Raw genomic sequence first — 18,073 nt, forward strand, 5'->3', positions numbered from 1 at the left:
GACATAAGCAATGGGAACAGAAGAGACAAAGGAACAGCAGCAGATGTATAACATCTTTCGTAGCTGCATCTATATCTTTTTGATTATCGAGCTGGTGATGAACCTGCCTATCACCTCTGAGAGCCGTGCCACGCAGTTCGTGCTGGAACTGATAGGCCGATTCCAGATTTTCAATAGCGTGTCATCCTGCAAGTTTATAGAGCTGGTCTGTATCGCCGTGACCTGTATCGGTACAAGGGCGAAGGTGAGTCTGAGATTCAATGTCAAGACGATGGTGATATACCCTATCGTCATGGGATTCTCACTGATTATCCTCTGTATCGTATTACAGCATGGCTTGTGGGGAGGCGAGCTTGGCGGTTTTGCCACCAACCGCGTACTCTATGCCCTGTCAAGCATCGTTGGAACCATGTTGGTGCATCAGGGGGGTGACGGCATCGCCCGTTACTACAATTACAAGCTTGGTGAGGATCGCTTCAACTTCGAGAACGAGTCATTTGAGCAGTCCGAGGACTTGAATGCTAACGAGTATTCTGTAAATATCCCAATGGTGTACTACTTCAAACGTCGTATGCATAAGGGCTGGATCAACATCATCAATCCTTTTCGTGGTACGATTGTGCTTGGTACACCTGGATCTGGTAAGTCATTCGGCATTATCGATCCCTTCATCCGGCAACATGCCGCGAAGGGCTTTGCGATGATGGTCTATGACTACAAGTTTCCGACGCTTGGAAAGACATTGTTCTACCAGTACTGCAAGAATAAACGATATGGTCATTTGCCTGAGAACTGTGGTTTCCATATCGTCAACTTCTCCGATGTGGAGTATTCCAACCGCGTGAATCCTATCCAACGTAAGTATATCCCCGATTTGGCAGGAGCATCCGAGACTGCCGCCACTCTGCTGGAGGCTCTGAATAAGGGAAGCGAGAAGAAAGGCGGCTCAGAGGCTTTCTTCCAGAACTCTGCTGAGAACTTCCTGGCAAGCATCATCTACTTCTTCATCAACTTCCACCCGACAGGCTATAAGAATGGCAAGAAGCTGACCCGTTACATTCTCTATAATGGCAAACGGCTGAAACTGGTGACCCGTTATTGGACGGACTATAACGCTGTCGATGAGAACGGTAAGGTCGTCCTTGACTTCCTCGATGAGCATAGCCGGAATGTGGCCACCGATGAAGATGGTATGTTCGTGGACTTGAACGGATTCATGTATAAGGACATGAACGGTGACCTGATTATCATTGATAAGGCTTGGTATGAGGATGATGAGGGAAATATTGTTGAGCCGGACACCATCACAGGGGAGTTTTCTGACATGCCCCATGTACTGTCATTCCTGGGCCGACCCTACAGCGAGGTCTTTGACATTCTGATGCAGGATGAGAAGATTATGTCGCTGATGGCTCCGTTCCAGTCTGCCTACAAGAACAAGGCCAACGACCAGTTGGAAGGTATGGTCGGTACGCTCCGTGTTAACGCTGCCCGTCTGGTATCGCCCGAAGCCTACTGGGTGTTTACGGGTGATGACTTCGATCTGAAAATCTCAGACCCGGCACATCCTTCCTATCTTGTCATAGCCAACGACCCTGAAAAGGAACAGGTTATCGGCTCATTGAACGCACTGATCCTGAACCGTCTCGTGACTCGTGTGAACAGCAAGGGCAACATACCTGTCTCTATCATCGTCGATGAGCTGCCGACTCTCTACTTCCACAAGATAGACCGTCTGATAGGTACGGCAAGAAGCAATAAGGTTGCCGTTACCTTGGGCTTTCAGGAACTGCCGCAGCTCGAAGCCGACTATGGTAAGGTCGGAATGCAGAAAATACTGACAACGTGCGGTAACATCTTCATGGGTGCCGCCCGTAACAAGGAAACGCTGGAATGGGCACAGAATGACGTGTTCGGCAAGGCCAAGCAAACCTCCAAGTCTGTCACTATCAATGAGCAGCGGGTATCAACCTCCATTCAGGAGAAGATGGACTATCTCGTTCCTGCAGCCAAGATAGCGGACATGGCTACAGGATGGCTTGCTGGTCAGGCAGCCCGTGACTTCACACCAACGGACAAGGCATCTCTTGATGTGTTCAATATCGAGGAATCGGAGGAGTTCAAGACCACCAAATACTTCTGCAAGACAAATTTTGATATGGAAAAGATCAAAAAGGAAGAGAAATACTACCAAAATTTGCCGAAAATGTATAACTTTGCAAGCGATAAGGAAAAAGAAATTATGCTTAACCGCAATTTCAAGCGTATAAATGATGAAGTGGACGCTATGATTTCCGAGCTTCTTGGTATAACCCCTCAAACGCCGTAAGGTATGAATGAATTAGTAGAGAAGTTGGATGTGAAGGTTCTGGGCGAGAGACTCCAGAAGGTAAGACAGCACCTGAAGATGACACAGGCAGATGTTGCCAAAGAAATAGGTTGCGCACCTCTTACTATTTCGCGTATGGAGAGGGGTGAGATTACGACTTCTACGGTTGCCGCTCTTGTCTTTTACTCCATCAGCGTTGATATGAACAGATTGCTAAGTAAGAACTTTGATCCAGACGATGATGAAAACTACGATAAGAATCCTGCTCTGCAAAGCCATGTCAAGGCTCGCCTGCAATTGTTGGAGCAAAACTCCAAGGGCTATATAGCCAATATGCAGCAGGATTTCAAAGATAACGTAAAAATCATTATTGAGAAGCATACGGAAGACATGTTTCAGGATTTGAATAAACGCATGATGGAAGCCACCAAGCAACAGTCAGAAGATTTATTAAAGTCACTGGAGAAAACCATCGAACTTCTCTAAGATATGAATGGGCTGTCGGTTTTTTCTGACAGCCTTTTTTGAATACTTTTTAGGATAACGAAATGACGAAAGATCTTAGTGGGAGCTGGCTGAAGATTATCGCCATGCTCTCAATGACTATAGACCATGTGGCTTATTACTATGGTTGTTCCAATCCGTATCTCTATGAACTGATGCGGACTGTCGGACGTATTGCTTTCCCGACATTCGCCTTCCTGTTGGCAGAGGGCTTTGTCTATTCAAGGAACAGACAGAAGTATATGCTGAGCCTCTTTGCTTTTGCCCTGGTATCGGAGATTCCCTGGCTGCTGCTGAACCATGATGGCAGTCATAATGTCCTGTTTACGCTGTTGGCCGGACTTCTGGGGCTTTATGCCATTGAGAATCTGAAGCAACATTGGGCAATAGCAGTTTCTGTTGCACTCCTTGGACTTGTCACCTTGCTCGTTGACACGGACTACTCTTGGAAAGGATATGGGCTGGTGCTCATCTTCTATATGTTCCGTGGCAGACCTGACATACAGACGCTTTTCGGCATACCGCTGATGTATGAATACGGCATCATCGGTATCATGATGGCCTTTTCCGTCATCTGGCTCTACAACGGTGAACGAGGATTTATAAGGGGGAAGGCCATGAAATATGCTTTCTATGCCTTCTACCCCTTACACCTGATGCTGATATACTGGCTCAGATAGCCGTTATAAGGTTTTGGCAATCTGGCGCACCTTCAGGACATACGACTTATCCTCTGCATAGCCGATTCGGTTGAGGAACTGGAGATAGTCACCACCCTTGTACTTATACTGCACATAGTCCCGATAAGCTTTCACGCTGTCCTCCCATCGGTCGAACTTATAGTAGCTGCCATCACTTGGACGGCGCAGGCCAAAAAGGTTCTTGCACTCCCAGCAAACCCGCGACGTGTAGTAGCCCGTTTCCAAAAGGGACTGGGCAATGACTATCTTGGGATATTTGACATGGTATTGTTCCAGCACTCTGGCAAGATTCTCGATATTCAGTTCCCTGTCAGGCTTTCCACCGAACTTCAAGGTCGCTATTCTGTCCTGAAGGTCATCGATGTAGTCATTCAGATAGTTGACAAAGGGCTGCGGGTCGATGCTTTTCCCTCCTTTCCTCAGCCGCAAATGAAGGTGTGGCCCTGTCGATTTTCCAGTATTTCCAGAGATCGCTACGATGTCACCTGCCTCTACCACATCATTCTCATTAACGGCAATGACACTCAGATGCCCATACAGACACTCGATGCTTCCATGCTGGAGAATGACATAGTTCCCATAGCCTCTGGTGCCACGATGAACCTCCTTGACGATACCTGGCATCATGGCATAGACATTGCCATAGTTGCATTTCAAGTCTATACCGTCATGGAAACGCTCACATCTATATACAGGATCCTTTCGGTAGCCGTATCTGGAGTTGACAGTCATATAATCCAAGGGGAGGCAGACCGTCACCCGTTGTTCGAGAAGCTGCAAAAGGGGGTTGTTTCTCACGTGTCCAAATACCAGCACTCTCTTTTCTATTGAGATAGGAAGGCCTTTGGTTGACGGAAACAGGTTATCTTCCCTTTTAGCCATCATCAGACTGTCTGCTTCTGTCCTTATAGTGCCTGAATGCTGGGCGTTAGGGTTGTTAATACTGTCACCATAGGCAGTTTCATCGGCCAATCTCGTTGATTGACCAGAATCGGGCATAATGGTGAAAAACTGGGCATAACTCTTGATATATGCCAATTCTAGTAATAAAAACATAAAAATCACTCTATTCATATTGCTTTTCTGATAAAACATCCGTAACTTTGCAGCAAAGTTAATCAATATTTTAACAAATATGATAAGTAAATATTCTTTTTTAGAGGAAGAAATTCCTTATGAGAAGTTGGAGAAACTTGGCATCAGCAAGGATGCATTCCTGTCAATGCCCAAGAATCTGGTCGATCCAATCATCAACGGAAGGGTGTCACCCATCATCGAAGCCCGCATCAAGGCCAAGAACGGTAAGACGATTGCCATTCCCATGAAGATTCAGCTCAGTCGTGATGATGACGGTAGTGTCAAACTGCTTACCTACCAGCGTACAAAGGAAATTCAGAACGACTATTGTCTGACTCCCCGTGAGTTGAATCGTGTGAAGAACGGTGAGGTTATCCGTAAGGAACTGGAAGAGAACGGCATCCGAAAGATGAAGTTCATCCAGCTCGACAAAGAGACTAATGCTCTCATCCCTCGCAGTGTCGCCCATGTCCGTATTGCTGAAAAGCTTAAAGACATGGAGAAGATCAACCACATTGAGCTGGGTGCGAACCAGAAACAGCAGGCACAGGAAGGCAAGCCTATTGAACTGAATGTCGGTGACCAGAAGGTCGTTGTCGGTGTTGACCTCCGTGAGCAGCAGGGCTTTAAGGTGGTCAATGGCGATATGGATGAATGGAACCGTCAGATGAAGATCAAGTACGACCTTGAACATGACGACTACATGGGCTATGTCCAGACGGACGAGAACCGCTGGGAATACCAGAAGTGTGTCAATGAGCAGAGTAAGAAGGATAACGTAAAGAATACCGTTAAGAAAGAAGAGAAGAACAGCTCCGGACTGAAGCTGTAATCAACCCACTGTATTATATATAATAAGGTAAGAGAGATTATATAAGATATCAGTTGCACCATTTGATGGGTCGCTTTAATATTATAACCACCGTAACCCGAATCCGAGTACCATAAGGTGGGGACTTTAAATTGTATTCCCTGATTGCCTAAAGATAGGCGATGGCGCATTTTCACTTGAAGATATGCCTGAATACAATGTTGCCATTCTATTTATATTCCCCCTTGCCAGGCCTTGAAATAAGGTCTGGTAAGGTTCCAACAACCACGTTGCAAAACGATTGGTGTAGGGTGGCAACACCTTGCTTCCAAGCATAATCGATGGGAAAATACGCCTGATGAGCAGGTGAGTAACAACCCAGTTTTTGAGTGAAGTTTACCTTTCATAAACTTTTAATAAAAACGATTATGGCAAAGAAAAAGGATCAAGAGGTTAAGCAGCAACCCGTCGAGGCCGTGGCAGAAACCCAGCCAAAGAAAAAGTCTGCAAGTAAGAATAAGGCCGCATCCACATCAGAGGAGGAGCCGAAAGAGTCATCCACCAAGACTGAGAAGAAGGCTGACGGCAAGCAGCTGTCTGCCGCTGAAGCTCCCAAGAAGGAAGAGCAGCAGGGCGAGAAGCAGCACCGTGAGCCGCAGATGGTGACTGTCAATGGTGGCAAGGTCACTCATGCCCATGCCTACCAGTCGAACAAGAATCCGGAGGACTGGTTCTTTACCGCCAAGATTGACGGCAAGGAACTGCATCCACAGAAGATGACTCCAGAGGATGTTGCCGCATACAGCAAGAAGGAACGCACAGTGGAACAGCTGATGCAGACCTACTACCCCACCAAGCTGATGAAGCAGATTCCTGTTGAGGAATACAAAGCTTCCAACACGCTTTCCGATGGTCGCGTCATCGACAAGATGAACGTCTATAAGGAGGCTAACGAACAAAGCCAGAACTTCGGCAAATGGATGCTCTATGCCCAGGTGGGTGAGCAGAAGATGTCAACGACGCTCCCCAACCATGACCTGAATGCTTATTTCGACCGCGTGACCACTCCTTCCCAGCTTGTGGAGAAGAATTTTGGTCAGCGTCTTCACCTCGCTTCACACTACGAACAGTTCAAACTGCCCGAAGGAGCAGAAATCAAGGATATCCGTGTCTCAAAAGACGCGGACAACAAGTGGCGTATCTCTGCCGACATGGGCGAACGTGGCATTACAGCCAAGAAGGAACTGAGCTTTGATGACGGCTATGCTCTGTTCCATACCAAGACGGCTACCCGTCAGCAGCTGGCAGCCAAGTACCTCACTCCCGAAATCAACGAGAAGATGGGGGTGAAACAGGAAACCAGTCTGGGACTGAAGCTATAAAGAGAATCATCAACAGGTTTAATCATTAAAGCAAGAACACAATGGAACAGAATAAAAGTTACGATGAACTGGTGCAGATGAAGCAGGATGGCAAGATTGGTTGGCTCGACTTCGTAATGAAAGGCGACGATGCCGATGAGTACAAACAGTGGTGCCAGGATCATGGTGAAGAACCCACTGAAGAAAATGCCGAGTTGTTTGTTGAAATGACAGACGCAAAGACTATAGAGTTATTGGCAACAGCTTAATCAGTTATGCAGAACGGAAAGAATTATCATAAGCATAGCGACAGCAAGCCGCAGACGCAGCTTGCCATCGAGAAGTTTGCCGACATGATGATTGCCCGAATGGAGGAAATGAAGGAGAGTCACTGGAAAAAGGGCTGGATTGATGGTACAGGAGGCTACGGCCTTCCGCAGAACATCGCCAGCGGAACCCTGAACGGTGGTAACTCCTTCTTCCTCCAGCTCGACACCGCCATGAACGGCTACAAGATGCCGCTCTATATGACTTTCCTGCAAGCACAGAACATGGGACTTCGCATCAATAAGGGTGCGGAGTCCATGCCTGTCATCTTCTGGGACATGCTCTATAAGGACCAGAACGGCAAGAAGGTTGACCGCAGCGACATCGATATGATGACCAAGGAGGAACGTAATGCACTGACATCTACGCCCATCCTCCGTGTATATAAGGAGTTCAATGTCGATCAGACGAATCTTGCAGAAGTCAATCCAGAGAAATATGCGAAGCTTCAGGAACGTTTCAAGGCTCCCGAACTGCGTGATGACAAGGGAATGTACGTCAATGCAGCCATTGACCGCATGCTCCAGCGTCAGGAATGGCTCTGCCCTGTGCAGTATGACCAGATGGCTTCTGGTGCATCCTTCTCTCCCTCGAAAGACCGAATCGTCATTCCGATGAAGTCACAGTTCAACATCAGCAGTACGCCGGAGGAGATCTATAAGGACGGTATGGAATACTACTCAACGTTTCTCCATGAGGCCACTCACTCGACAGGTACGCCTGAGCGCCTGAACCGTGTCAAAGGTAAGCAGTTCGGTGACAAGCAGTATGGTCATGAGGAGTATGTAGCTGAAATGACTGCCGCTGTTGTCGGTAACTCTCTCGGCTTCGACAAGCGCATCCTCGATAACAACACCGCCTATATCCAAGGGTGGATTCAGAACCTGCGGGAGAACCCAAAGATCATTCTGAGTATTCTCTCTGATGTGAACAAGGCTTCAAACATGCTGTTGGAGAAGATTGATGAGCAGAAGATTGCCCTCGGTGAGACTACAATCCTTAACCGGAAAGGTACGAATTTGGAGCCTGCGGGTGCCAACTTCGAGAACGCTGCCATCGTCAAGCAGAAGAATGGTGAGTTTGCAGCCCGTGCCTCACTGAACGGTACGGAACTGGAGATGAAGCCTGTAGCCCGTGAGATAGGCATCCGCTATTTCTCGCTACCAGATGGCAAGGAGAAGGAACGTCTGCTGACCACGACGCTGAACAGTAGCTATGCCGCTGACATCAGTAAGTTGAATCTGCATCAGACAAGAGGTTATAAAGTAGGTTAACTGAAATTTGGAGGAGTATGACAAATGCAAGTTTCAAGGCACTCAAAGAGAAGGTAGGCGTGGATGACATCGCCTATTCCCTGGGCTACCGGTTGAAAAGAGAGGCTGGCGTAGGCAAGTATATCGAGATGGCCTTGCCAGACGGCAGGGGTGGTAACACTGACACCTTGGTCATCAGCAATCCGAAATCCAAGGTCAGTCAGCTCTATTTCCATCGGAGTGGAGCGAAAGGCGGTGATGTAGTAGATTTGATTATGGAGAATATCAACAGTTTTTCAGAATCGGGGAAGGACAAATGGGAGAAAGCCCAAAAGGTAATGGCAAAATTTGCCAATGAGCCTATTCCTGACTATGGTGACAGCAAGTATCTGGAGAAAGCTGGCTACAAGGACAACCAGCCGTTTGACCCGAAACGCTGGGAGGTGACTCCTGCAGCAGAGCACATGCATCATGTGATGAGTTACTTTGAGCCTCGCGGCATCCGTCAGGAAACGGTGGAGGAGTTCGCTCCTTACCTTGTCCGTGTCAAAGACCTTCAGGCCAAGAACTACGACAACTTCAATCTGGGCTTCCCCTACAAGGTGCCTGGATCTGATGAAGTGGCAGGTTACGAGATTCGAGGCTATAAAGGGTATAAGAGTAAGGCTGCAGGAACTAATTCTTCCTCTGCTGCATGGATTGTGGATATGTCAGACGGCAATCCCGATAACGTGAAGAACGTGTTCTTTGGGGAAAGTGGATATGACATCATGGCCTTTTATCAACTCAACCGCCAGAAGATTGAGAAGGATAGTTCCGTTTTTGTGTCGCTTGGTGGTTCGTTCTCCAATCAGCAGTTTTCTGGCATCATGCGTCATTATGGTCTGGCTAAGGCGGTTGACTGTTGTGACAACGATCTGAACGGACGTATCTATGGCATCCGTATGGCAGGGCTGATGGACGGCGTTCATTTCAATATTTCAAAGACAAACGAGGAGGTTCATCTGACTGTCAAAGGCCAGGAGCATGTGATGGATGCAGCAACGGCATCGATACACGAACTGGCCAAGTTCATGGAGGTGAACCCTCGTGTGGCTGAGTGGAAGCCTGCCAAGGCTTTCAAGGACTGGAACGACCAGGCCATGAACAAACCGATGGAGCCGATGGCTCTGGCTAACAAATACCAGCGCAACGAGAAGCTGGCAGAGGACAGGGCTAAAGGTGTGAAACTTTAAAAACGGAAAGACGATGAAAAGACAACTGATTTGTTTCATTTCGCTTCTGGTACTCTCGAATGAGTGCTTTGCACAGCAGACTGACCCTACCCTGACGGCAGCGGTTGGCGCACAAAGTGCCATGTTGAACAGCCTGTTCAGCAAGCGTGAGAAGACCCAGAAGAAGATTATTGCCGCTGAGACGGCTGTAACTGTAGCAATGGACAGGATGCACAAGGTGGAGGATCAGATGCTGGAGTACCTGTCGAATGCGCAGGGAGCCATGCAGAACCTCTATCAGATAAAACGTGCTGCAGAACTGGTGACTACTGAGATTCCGCAGAACATGAATCTTGTGAAGAAGTCGCTGCCTGGTCATCTGAAGGGTACGGCTATCGCCATACTGGTTTCGGACGAACTGACGGATGCAGCTACGCAGATGGCTAGCCTCTATCCGTTCATGAAGCAGTTGGTGACCAGTGGCAGCTACAACGTATCGGATTACGACGAGAAGGGCAATCCAGTGAACAAGAAACACAAGGTGAACCTGCTGAACTCGGCTGAACGGTACTATGTTGCCAATGAGGTAGTCACTAAGCTGGAGAGCATCAATACTGACCTTTGGCTGTTGGCATGGCAGATCAGGACGTACTCTTGGAATGACCTCTGGTACGGACTTGACCCTGTAGGCTGGGCATCAGTCATGTCAGGTAAGGCTATCGTGGAAGGTCTGATATACGATTGGCAGTATCTGTAAGGGATGGAAGAAGAAGCTAACAATATGACAAGAGAAAAGATAGAAATGACAGAAAAGAATGTAATTGGAAAATGTCCCGTATGTGGTGGCGACGTAATGGAGTCGCCATTGGGATTCTGTTGCAACGGCACGACCAAGGAGGGTCGGCGTTGTCAGTTCGTCATCCACCGCAAGATGCATGGGGTGGAAATGACGGAGGAGATTTGCCGTCAGCTGCTCAGTGAGGGCAGGACGGGCATCATGGAGATGAAGAACAAGAAGAACCAGCCATTCCTGGCCATGTTCATCATCGAAGATGGTAAAGTACATCTGGATTTCGTATCTCACTATATGGAAGGCCGCTGCCCTATATGCGGTGGAAGAGTGAAGAAAACGAGTAAGGGCTATGCCTGTGAAAATCATGTCGGGCCAAACCCTACCTGCGACTTCTATATGATGGGGATCATCTGCAACCGTAAGATTACGGACGAGGAAGTGGAGAGATTCCTCAGTGGTGAGCGGTTGACACTTGACGGCTTTTCTACGAACGACGGACATATGTTCTCCTCTACGCTTCAGCTGAATGAGAAAGGAAGTGTGTCCTTGGAGTCGAAGATAACCAAATGTCCTGTCTGCGGAGGTGAGATACATGTGGGCATGAAAGCCTACAACTGCAGTAACTACAAGGATAAGGATCATCCCTGTAACTTCTCCATCTGGCGGAACATTTCGGGTCATGAGGTGACTGTGGAGGAAGCCAGACAGATATGTGAGGATGGACAGACCAAGGAAGTGCTGGAACTATTTAAGGAGGACGGCACGATTTACTACAAGCGCCTTGGATTGAACAAGGAGAATCAGGTAATCAGAATTTAAATTGCAGAAATAATGAAGAAACTCATGATAGCAGTGGCTGTCCTGCTTGGAATGACAGCATGCTCGGACAAGAATCAGCAGATGAAGGATTTGGCGGAGATCAGTCTCTGCCAATCCCTGGGCGAGAGTACGGACGTGAAGATCCTCGGTGTGTCTGAGCCTGACTCCACTTTCGGGACAAGTTATCTGTCACCGGAAGAGAAGAAGGCTGTGATGGCCACAATGCAGAAGGTGACGAAGCAGATAATGAGCCGCACGAACAATATGGAAACCTTCGACCCCAGTGATGATTATGTCATCAACCTGGCAGAGCGTCAGATGAGGGCTAATGCCGACCTGAGAGGAATGCTGTCCGAGTGTGACAAGAAAGGCGAATGGAACGGCTGGAAGGTGAAGATTGACTACGAGGCAAAAGGCGGGCACGAAATGGACTACCGCGCCGAACGCTGGTTCTTCTTCGACAAGGAAGATGGTGTGATTATCAAAACTATCGAGTTTCCATTACCATAACGACTATGACACAAGAAAGAATGAATACCGTCGGTAATGACGAAACTTTCTCGGATGACATCCGGGCTTTGAGAAAAGAGCGCGCGAAGATAAAGAGCCGGCGTGATGACATTGTTATTTTCCCGAATGGTGACAATTGGTTTGTCTTTGACGATGATGCCAACAGAATTTTTGAAGTGCTGGGGTGGCAGACGAGTGAAAAGCTGATGGATGAAGGTGCCATCAGTTGGATGAATCTCAGTGATGAGGGCAGAGAAGCATTGTTGCTCACTGACTTGAATCCTATCAGTCTCTGGAAACACGCTGAAATCAATGTTGCCGGATGGTCATCGGAAGAGGATTATAAGGCCGACAGGCTTTCTTTGGCTCAGCAGACCTTGGACTATCTGCTTCAGTTTAACCGCAATGATCATGCCATCGTGAATCTTGGGAAGTTCCCCATCTACTCGAAAGACGGCGACATTGACACCACAGAGGATATATGCTTCGTCGATTTCGATGGTCGCGGAAGCGTCAATCTGTTCACAGAAAGCGGCAAGACCATCAATCTGGTTTACGGCCAGGAATGGAACATGATGGGTGGTGGAGATTATATCATCAGTACGGGTAACATGCTGAATACTCAGCTCGAAGATGTGAAGCACACGCTGTTAAACTACAATTCGGTGGAGATGCAACGGCAGCTGAAGACGGATGATATTATGGAGGAATACAACTCTTTCCTCAGTAAGTATCGCTACGACCATGTGCTGACGGAGCAGCAGGACTTCTACGAGGCTCTGGGTGACGACGCGGTGTCGATGGCCAGCAAGTATCATCTGAAGCTTTGGGACAGAGACGCTGGTAACGGTCTCGTCGTGCCGATGGTGATGCTGAACATCAATCAGGTGGACAAGGTTCTCTCCGAGGCGGACGACGTTCTGATAGAGGAAAGCCGGATTATGGAGTCGAGGGATGAACTCGCCGTGAAGCCGAGTCCGCTGAACGAAGGGCTGAACGAGACACTACACTTCAATGAGAGTGGAATCAAGAAAACCCGCAATGGCGACTACATGGTGTGGGCTCGCCTGAATGGGGTGGACTTGCCCGACAAGGAAATCACGCCGGAAATGGGCATCAGATACCTGCGGCTGACTGGTGGAGCTGAGAAAGAAGTGCTGCTGAGATCGGCACTCCAGCAGAGCTATGGCACAGAGATAAGCCAGCTCGCCAGTCGCAGCCAGTCGGCTATGGTCAAGATATAATAGGTTAGTATTAAGGTACTAAGTATTTTCAGGATAATATCTTTTAGTTCATACGATTAATCAGATTATGCATTCCCTCACCTCCTGTGAAGGCCGTGAGGTTTTTACTTCAAAAGTTATCATTAAAAATACGATATTGCATATGAATAAATCAAATGAGAATAGGCAGGAAGAGCTGCTACATGTTGGTACTTGTACCAAGAGATCGCTGGAGCGACTTATTCGAAGGGCTGCTTTGAATACAGGGACACCCGGCTTGCACTCAGGTTTCTATAGATTGGATGAAGCGGTGTGTGGATTTCAAGAAGGTGAACTGATAACGATAGCAGGCAGGTCAAATATGGGTAGGTTGTCATTGGAGATGTCCATAATGAGGAATATGGCTGTGGAGAATAAAATCCCCGTGTTGTTCTACTCATTAAGATACGTCAAGGAAGCAAGTGTTGACCGGTTGATTGCATTGCAAGCAGGATTGCCGCTTAGGAACCTTCTTAATGGAGATATAAATGACAGGCAATGGTCAATTCTTAATGACAAGATGGATAAACTAGTACAAGCTCCCATTATTATTGAAGATTCCCTTCATTTTGAAGAAGGACCAATCTGCGATATGTGCAAGAATGCTGTGGAAAAGCATCATCTCAAAGCAATTTTCCTTGATGGCATAGAATTGGTATATCATCATCATTTTGAAACATCAATGGTCGGCAGAGTGAAACAACTTGCTCGCGAATTGAACGTTCCTATCTTCATTACAGCCTATATGAATGGTGTTGTTGGTGAATCTAATTATGAGAAGATGCACCCAACTATTAAAGAACTCAATGACAGAGAAAGCATAGATGGCTACTCTGATGTGCTTATGATAGTCAACCGTCCGTCTGTTTATAAAATCTATGAGGATGGCTATGGGCGAGATCTCCATAATAAGGCTCAGATCTTCATTACAAAGAACGTAAGAGGACCTGTCGGTGATTTCTTGCTGGATTTCCGTGAGGATTGTGGTGCATTTGCAAATGAAGGAATGATTGATTTTTCAGAAATGGATAATTATGAGATTCCTATAGAAAATTTATCGAGTCTTCCTCTATAAAAGAAAAGTCTGAAAAACATGTAGAGACAGTTATCTTCGATATTCATTCCCACTTCGTAACTGGAGTGGGTTTTTTGTTTCCTGTTTGTCTTAGAACACCTTGGCCGTCGGCGGTGCCAGATTTTCCGATGCAAAGGTAAATGGCTGTCGTCGAATGGCCTCGGTATTCATTGCCAGCAGACAGAAATCTTCCTTTCCCCATTGGTGAACGAGTATTTCGGACTGTTGGCAACGTAACCTTCCGACTGCCTTATCGCTGACGGCCACCTTTTGTGAGCATCGTAAAAACAAGTCCCGCAGACGGCAAGGAGCAAAAGCTCCAAACCAAAGGGAAAAGATTAAAACTCAGATACAAGATGCTCAAAATTGCACTTTTAGACTACGTTCCGCAGCGGTACATGCGCAAGGCGAACTTCGAGACGCAAGAGACCGACCGATTTCTGCTTGGGTTCAAGGCAGGGCAGAGATTCGCTACCCATTGGGCTACGAAGCTTGTAAGCAAGGCTCTCTCGCAGATGGACTTGACAAATACCATCATCGTTTGCATCCCTGCCAGTTGCAAGCGCACGAACGACCGCAGATATAAGCGGTTCTCGGCTGACGTGTGCGCCAAATGCGGAGCCATCAACGGCTTTGAGCATATCCAAGTGGTCGGAAAGCGCGAAAAGGTGCATATCAGCCGCAAGCACGGCAAGCAGACGGAGAGCAATGTGCAGATAGACAGCGACTACTTTCAAGGCAAGCGGGTGTTGCTGATAGATGACATTTGCACGACCTGTCAGACCGCTAACGCTTTCATCGAGCAGATGCAGGCAGCAGGGGCAGACGTGCGCATGACGCTCTTCCTCGCCAAGACAAAGAATTATCGTAGAACCAAACAATATTATAACTGATTATGAATGCAGCATTAAGACTTAGCATTAAGCAGTGGGCACCACAAGACCGCCCAAGTGACAAACTACAGAACCTCGGCGCAGAGCAGATGAGCGATGCAGAGCTGATTTCCCTGCTGGTGGGATGCGGCACGGCTCAGCAGAGTGCCGTTGACGTGGCCAACAACATCTTGCGTAAGTTCGGCAATAATCTCAATGCGCTCGGCAAGGCTCGTTTCGACGAGTTGGAGGACATCGAGGGCGTGGGCGTGCAGACGGCTTGTAAGATTATGGCAGCGGTGGAACTCGGCAGGCGCAGGCAGATGGCAGCAGCGGAGCCGAAGCCCGACATGGGTACGGCAGTGAGGATTTACAACTATATGTTTCCAAGGATGCGCGACCTGCAGACGGAGGAGTTTCATATCCTGCTGATGAATCAGAACTACCGGCTGATAAAGTCGGTACGTATTAGCCAGGGAGGTATTACCGAAACGTGTGCCGACATTCGCGTGATGATGCGTGAGGCGGTGCTGTCGAATGCCACGATTCTCGCGGCTGTGCATAACCACCCGTCAGGCTGCCTGACTCCAAGCAAGTGCGACGATACGCTGACAATGGCCATTAAGAAAGCATGTGAGGTGATGCGCATTCATTTCCTCGACCATGTGATAGTGACCGATGGGGCTTATTACAGTTATCATGAGGTGGGGAAGCTTTAGGGCTTCTCCATCCTTTTCCTCGTCGGGTCGGATGCTCCCTATGGGTCGCATCCTTCGGGTCGAACCGTTCTGCTTCGCCCGTAAAGAGGTATCGCCGATGGTCGATTGTTCTTTGCCCTTATCATTGGGAGGGCTACGGATGGATTGGGAGGATGTGGGACGGAACCACTACCCACTGCCGCTGCCGTAGGCTGTCGGTCAGCACGCTCCTTACGCTGTCTGTGCAGTACAAGTATTGCACGGACAACTGATCAGTCGGTACTGACTGACGGCTTACGGCTTGCTGGCAGCAGGCAAAGGTTCCGTCCAAGGGGGCCAAATTGCGCAGGGCAATTTCAGAGTCAGCGGACGAGCCGCAGACACTGCTTCGGGACATAGGTATCTCCGATGGTCATACTGCACTGTGCCTTTATCCCTGGAATACTGGAGTTCCCCGAAAGCCGTGTCGGTAGTCATGTCCGCAGCGAGTGCGAACGTCACTACTGACACCGCTTTCGCCTTCCGTTCAGGGACGGACGGAAGTGAGGGTCATCGAGCCATTGTCAGACAGTCGGCAGATTTCCGCACGGGCTGCACTCCCGATGGTCGATGACTCAGCCTGTGACAGAAATCCGCTGACTGCTGGCAGAGGCTCTGCTGGCAGTTCTGTCATCGTTCCGCCTGCCCTTTCCGCCGTGCCATAAGCTGCTCCGCAAGGTGTTCCGATGTTCTTGCCAGCCACTCCTTGGCGTTCAGGAGATGAATTTACGATGCAAAGGTATGAAGCCGTCGTCGGATGGCCTCGGTTTTCATTGCCAGCAGGCGAAAATCTTCCTCATTATTTCATGATGAGCGTATTTTCGGCAGTTGGCAACACACCTTCCGATTGTCATGCGCCGCACGGCTACCTTTTACGGGCATCGTAAAATCAATTCCCGAACGGCAAGGAGCAAAGGCTCCAAACCAAAGGGAAAAAGTTAAACCCTCAAACAGATAGCAAATATGAGACATTGCGACACGTATCAAATTCCCGCTTATGCAGTACCCTACATCGCCAACGATGACCCGACAGGACTGAGTGACCTCGAAATCGAGCTGATTGACGGCTTTATGGCAGCGACTTTCCCACGTGGATGTTCCGTTGATTGGGACACATGCCAAGAGCCACATTTCTCTCTGACTCCTGAGTTCGGCCAACCTTGCGAGGTCTATGATGCGGTGATGTACGGCTATTGATTGAACTTTTCTGTCTGCACATCAGTTTGTGCATATTGTTAGGCGGCCTCTCGGTTCGTGAGAATAGGGAGGTCATTTTCAAAGAGACGATAGACTACAAGATATAAAATCTACACTATGAAACATCAGCCCGGCACTGTTATCAATCGGTGTAGCGGTGTCGGGCATTTCTTTCCCTTACAGTCCGTCGGCTGCTCCCGTCATTGGTCGCAGCCTTGAAAAATATGGAATGACAAGCTGATTTGAGGTTTAGAAACGCATTTCAGGTTCAAATCCCAAATTGATTAGTACAACGAGAGCCGGGGCGCAGTTGCCTCGACTCTCGAAGTTTAGTGAGATCAGAACGTATATCCGTTCACGCTGTCCCAATCTGGATCGGCGGTGAGGCGGAAGGTGCCGTCGGAGGTTTGGCCGCTGCCGCCATTACCGAAAAAACTGCCGGTGTAGCGGGTAATCTGGTTGCGGGTGACAGGAACGTTCTCGAAGACGCGCTCCTTCACAGTGTTGTCGTTGGCATCGAGGGCAGTGACGGTGAGCTTCGTCAATACATCTTCCTCGGTATGAGGCAGGGTGAAGATGTCGAAAGTGGTTACACCGTCGGCAAGTGTGCGGATTTCCGTCTGTTTTGAGTTGACGCAGCCATAGCCTGCCGATGGCGAGAACGTGGAAGAACCGCCCGTGTAGTAGAACTTGAATTTTGCTACGGAGGACGGGATTTCCTCGTCGGTCAGCACCATGCGGAACATGGCGACGGCACGGGTCAGCGTGAGATCGTAGGACTGCACCTCGGAGGTCACAACCAGGTCACCATAGTAATAGAAGGTGTCGGTCACTTTGTTGTTCGGGAACGTCACCTTCTCGGTCGAGGTAATCGTGGCCGAGCCTTCGGCGTTGTGGGCAATGACCACCAATTGGTACGTCCCGGCAGCAAGCGTCAGGGCAACAGTGCCAAACGACGCGTCGCCCTCTTTCTGCGCCACAGTCTTGACCTTTGTCCCCTCATCATCGAAAATGGCGATGTTCAGACGCGAGCATAGTTCCGTGATGTCGGTAGCAGCACGGGTAGCTGCACGATTTCCACTATTGCCAAATGCCTCCTGCTCATACTGCTTCATGTGTAGGATGACATTCGCCTCATTCTTCGTGACAACATCCTCTTCGTCGAGGATAGGCTTCTCGCACGCTGCTACCAGCAGGGTGAGAGCAATAAACAAATACTTCTTCATAGCGG

General features: G+C 48.6%; 20 protein-coding genes. 16 read left to right on the forward strand and 4 right to left on the reverse strand.

What is annotated here, in order from left to right; all coding sequences use genetic code 11:
• The first annotated feature begins 10 nt into the window (after positions 1 to 10).
• The 3 genes from BLU47_RS09515 to BLU47_RS09525 all read left to right on the forward strand — a co-directional run bounded on the left by BLU47_RS09515 (position 11) and on the right by BLU47_RS09525 (position 3,513).
• Positions 11 to 2,329 carry a type IV secretory system conjugative DNA transfer family protein gene (locus BLU47_RS09515; RefSeq protein WP_074759982.1) on the forward strand — a complete coding sequence of 773 codons (2,319 nt, stop codon included), beginning with the start codon at positions 11 to 13 and terminating at the stop codon, positions 2,327 to 2,329.
• A 3-nt stretch (positions 2,330 to 2,332) separates the two neighbouring features.
• On the forward strand, positions 2,333 to 2,815 hold the full coding sequence (locus tag BLU47_RS09520) for a helix-turn-helix domain-containing protein (RefSeq protein WP_074759983.1): 483 nt from the start codon (positions 2,333 to 2,335) through the stop codon (positions 2,813 to 2,815).
• Positions 2,816 to 2,877: 62 nt separating this feature from the next.
• Positions 2,878 to 3,513, forward strand: a complete 636-nt coding sequence (locus BLU47_RS09525) for a TraX family protein (RefSeq protein ID WP_091961712.1) — start codon at positions 2,878 to 2,880, stop codon at positions 3,511 to 3,513.
• A 3-nt stretch (positions 3,514 to 3,516) separates the two neighbouring features.
• Here BLU47_RS09525 and BLU47_RS09530 read toward each other — a convergent pair whose 3' ends face one another.
• Positions 3,517 to 4,608, reverse strand: coding sequence for a peptidoglycan DD-metalloendopeptidase family protein (locus BLU47_RS09530; RefSeq protein WP_369796974.1), 1,092 nt, complete (start codon positions 4,606 to 4,608; stop codon positions 3,517 to 3,519).
• A gap of 61 nt (positions 4,609 to 4,669) precedes the next feature.
• Here BLU47_RS09530 and BLU47_RS09535 point away from each other — a divergent pair, with 61 nt between their 5' ends.
• The 10 genes from BLU47_RS09535 to BLU47_RS09580 all read left to right on the forward strand — a co-directional run bounded on the left by BLU47_RS09535 (position 4,670) and on the right by BLU47_RS09580 (position 14,036).
• The gene (locus tag BLU47_RS09535; protein WP_091961716.1) at positions 4,670 to 5,443 is read left to right on the forward strand and encodes a DUF4099 domain-containing protein; all 774 of its coding nucleotides are present in this window, start codon (positions 4,670 to 4,672) and stop codon (positions 5,441 to 5,443) included.
• Positions 5,444 to 5,850: 407 nt separating this feature from the next.
• A complete protein-coding gene (locus BLU47_RS09540; RefSeq protein ID WP_091961719.1) occupies positions 5,851 to 6,804 on the forward strand; it encodes a hypothetical protein in 954 nt (317 codons plus the stop codon).
• Positions 6,805 to 6,845: 41 nt separating this feature from the next.
• Positions 6,846 to 7,052, forward strand: a complete 207-nt coding sequence (locus tag BLU47_RS09545; RefSeq protein ID WP_091961721.1) for a hypothetical protein — start codon at positions 6,846 to 6,848, stop codon at positions 7,050 to 7,052.
• 6 nt (positions 7,053 to 7,058) lie between these two features.
• Positions 7,059 to 8,384 (forward strand): zincin-like metallopeptidase domain-containing protein, encoded by a 1,326-nt coding sequence (locus BLU47_RS09550; RefSeq protein ID WP_091961724.1) that lies wholly within the window; start codon positions 7,059 to 7,061, stop codon positions 8,382 to 8,384.
• 17 nt (positions 8,385 to 8,401) lie between these two features.
• Positions 8,402 to 9,598, forward strand: a complete 1,197-nt coding sequence (locus tag BLU47_RS09555) for a toprim domain-containing protein (RefSeq protein ID WP_091961727.1) — start codon at positions 8,402 to 8,404, stop codon at positions 9,596 to 9,598.
• A gap of 13 nt (positions 9,599 to 9,611) precedes the next feature.
• Complete coding sequence (locus BLU47_RS09560) at positions 9,612 to 10,334, forward strand: hypothetical protein (protein ID WP_091961730.1); 723 nt, start codon at positions 9,612 to 9,614, stop codon at positions 10,332 to 10,334.
• A 24-nt stretch (positions 10,335 to 10,358) separates the two neighbouring features.
• Positions 10,359 to 11,189 carry a topoisomerase C-terminal repeat-containing protein gene (locus BLU47_RS15175; RefSeq protein ID WP_255402142.1) on the forward strand — a complete coding sequence of 277 codons (831 nt, stop codon included), beginning with the start codon at positions 10,359 to 10,361 and terminating at the stop codon, positions 11,187 to 11,189.
• Positions 11,190 to 11,201: 12 nt separating this feature from the next.
• Positions 11,202 to 11,699, forward strand: coding sequence for a hypothetical protein (locus BLU47_RS09570; protein ID WP_255402143.1), 498 nt, complete (start codon positions 11,202 to 11,204; stop codon positions 11,697 to 11,699).
• A gap of 5 nt (positions 11,700 to 11,704) precedes the next feature.
• Positions 11,705 to 12,943, forward strand: coding sequence for a hypothetical protein (locus BLU47_RS09575; protein WP_091961732.1), 1,239 nt, complete (start codon positions 11,705 to 11,707; stop codon positions 12,941 to 12,943).
• Between the two features lie 142 nt (positions 12,944 to 13,085).
• Positions 13,086 to 14,036 carry a DnaB-like helicase C-terminal domain-containing protein gene (locus BLU47_RS09580; RefSeq protein ID WP_176780527.1) on the forward strand — a complete coding sequence of 317 codons (951 nt, stop codon included), beginning with the start codon at positions 13,086 to 13,088 and terminating at the stop codon, positions 14,034 to 14,036.
• Between the two features lie 90 nt (positions 14,037 to 14,126).
• Here BLU47_RS09580 and BLU47_RS14785 read toward each other — a convergent pair whose 3' ends face one another.
• The gene (locus BLU47_RS14785) at positions 14,127 to 14,303 is read right to left on the reverse strand and encodes a hypothetical protein (protein WP_176780528.1); all 177 of its coding nucleotides are present in this window, start codon (positions 14,301 to 14,303) and stop codon (positions 14,127 to 14,129) included.
• An 89-nt stretch (positions 14,304 to 14,392) separates the two neighbouring features.
• On the opposite strand from BLU47_RS14785, the gene BLU47_RS09585 reads away from it, so the two are divergent.
• Both BLU47_RS09585 and radC read left to right on the forward strand, forming a co-directional pair.
• A complete protein-coding gene (locus tag BLU47_RS09585; protein WP_143025524.1) occupies positions 14,393 to 14,929 on the forward strand; it encodes a phosphoribosyltransferase in 537 nt (178 codons plus the stop codon).
• A gap of 2 nt (positions 14,930 to 14,931) precedes the next feature.
• A complete protein-coding gene (radC, locus tag BLU47_RS09590) occupies positions 14,932 to 15,627 on the forward strand; it encodes a RadC family protein (RefSeq protein WP_091961740.1) in 696 nt (231 codons plus the stop codon).
• Positions 15,628 to 16,132: 505 nt separating this feature from the next.
• Here the strand turns inward: radC and BLU47_RS09595 are convergent.
• Positions 16,133 to 16,348: a hypothetical protein gene (locus tag BLU47_RS09595; protein WP_091961743.1), complete on the reverse strand. Its 216-nt coding sequence runs from the start codon at positions 16,346 to 16,348 to the stop codon at positions 16,133 to 16,135.
• Positions 16,349 to 16,608: 260 nt separating this feature from the next.
• On the opposite strand from BLU47_RS09595, the gene BLU47_RS09600 reads away from it, so the two are divergent.
• Positions 16,609 to 16,842 carry a DUF6926 domain-containing protein gene (locus BLU47_RS09600; RefSeq protein ID WP_091961745.1) on the forward strand — a complete coding sequence of 78 codons (234 nt, stop codon included), beginning with the start codon at positions 16,609 to 16,611 and terminating at the stop codon, positions 16,840 to 16,842.
• 338 nt (positions 16,843 to 17,180) lie between these two features.
• On the opposite strand, the gene BLU47_RS09605 is transcribed toward BLU47_RS09600, so the two are convergent.
• Positions 17,181 to 18,068: a FimB/Mfa2 family fimbrial subunit gene (locus BLU47_RS09605; protein ID WP_091961748.1), complete on the reverse strand. Its 888-nt coding sequence runs from the start codon at positions 18,066 to 18,068 to the stop codon at positions 17,181 to 17,183.
• Between the last annotated feature and the right edge of the window lie 5 nt (positions 18,069 to 18,073).

The organism is Prevotella sp. tc2-28, from assembly GCF_900107705.1.
Lineage (GTDB): Bacteria > Bacteroidota > Bacteroidia > Bacteroidales > Bacteroidaceae > Prevotella.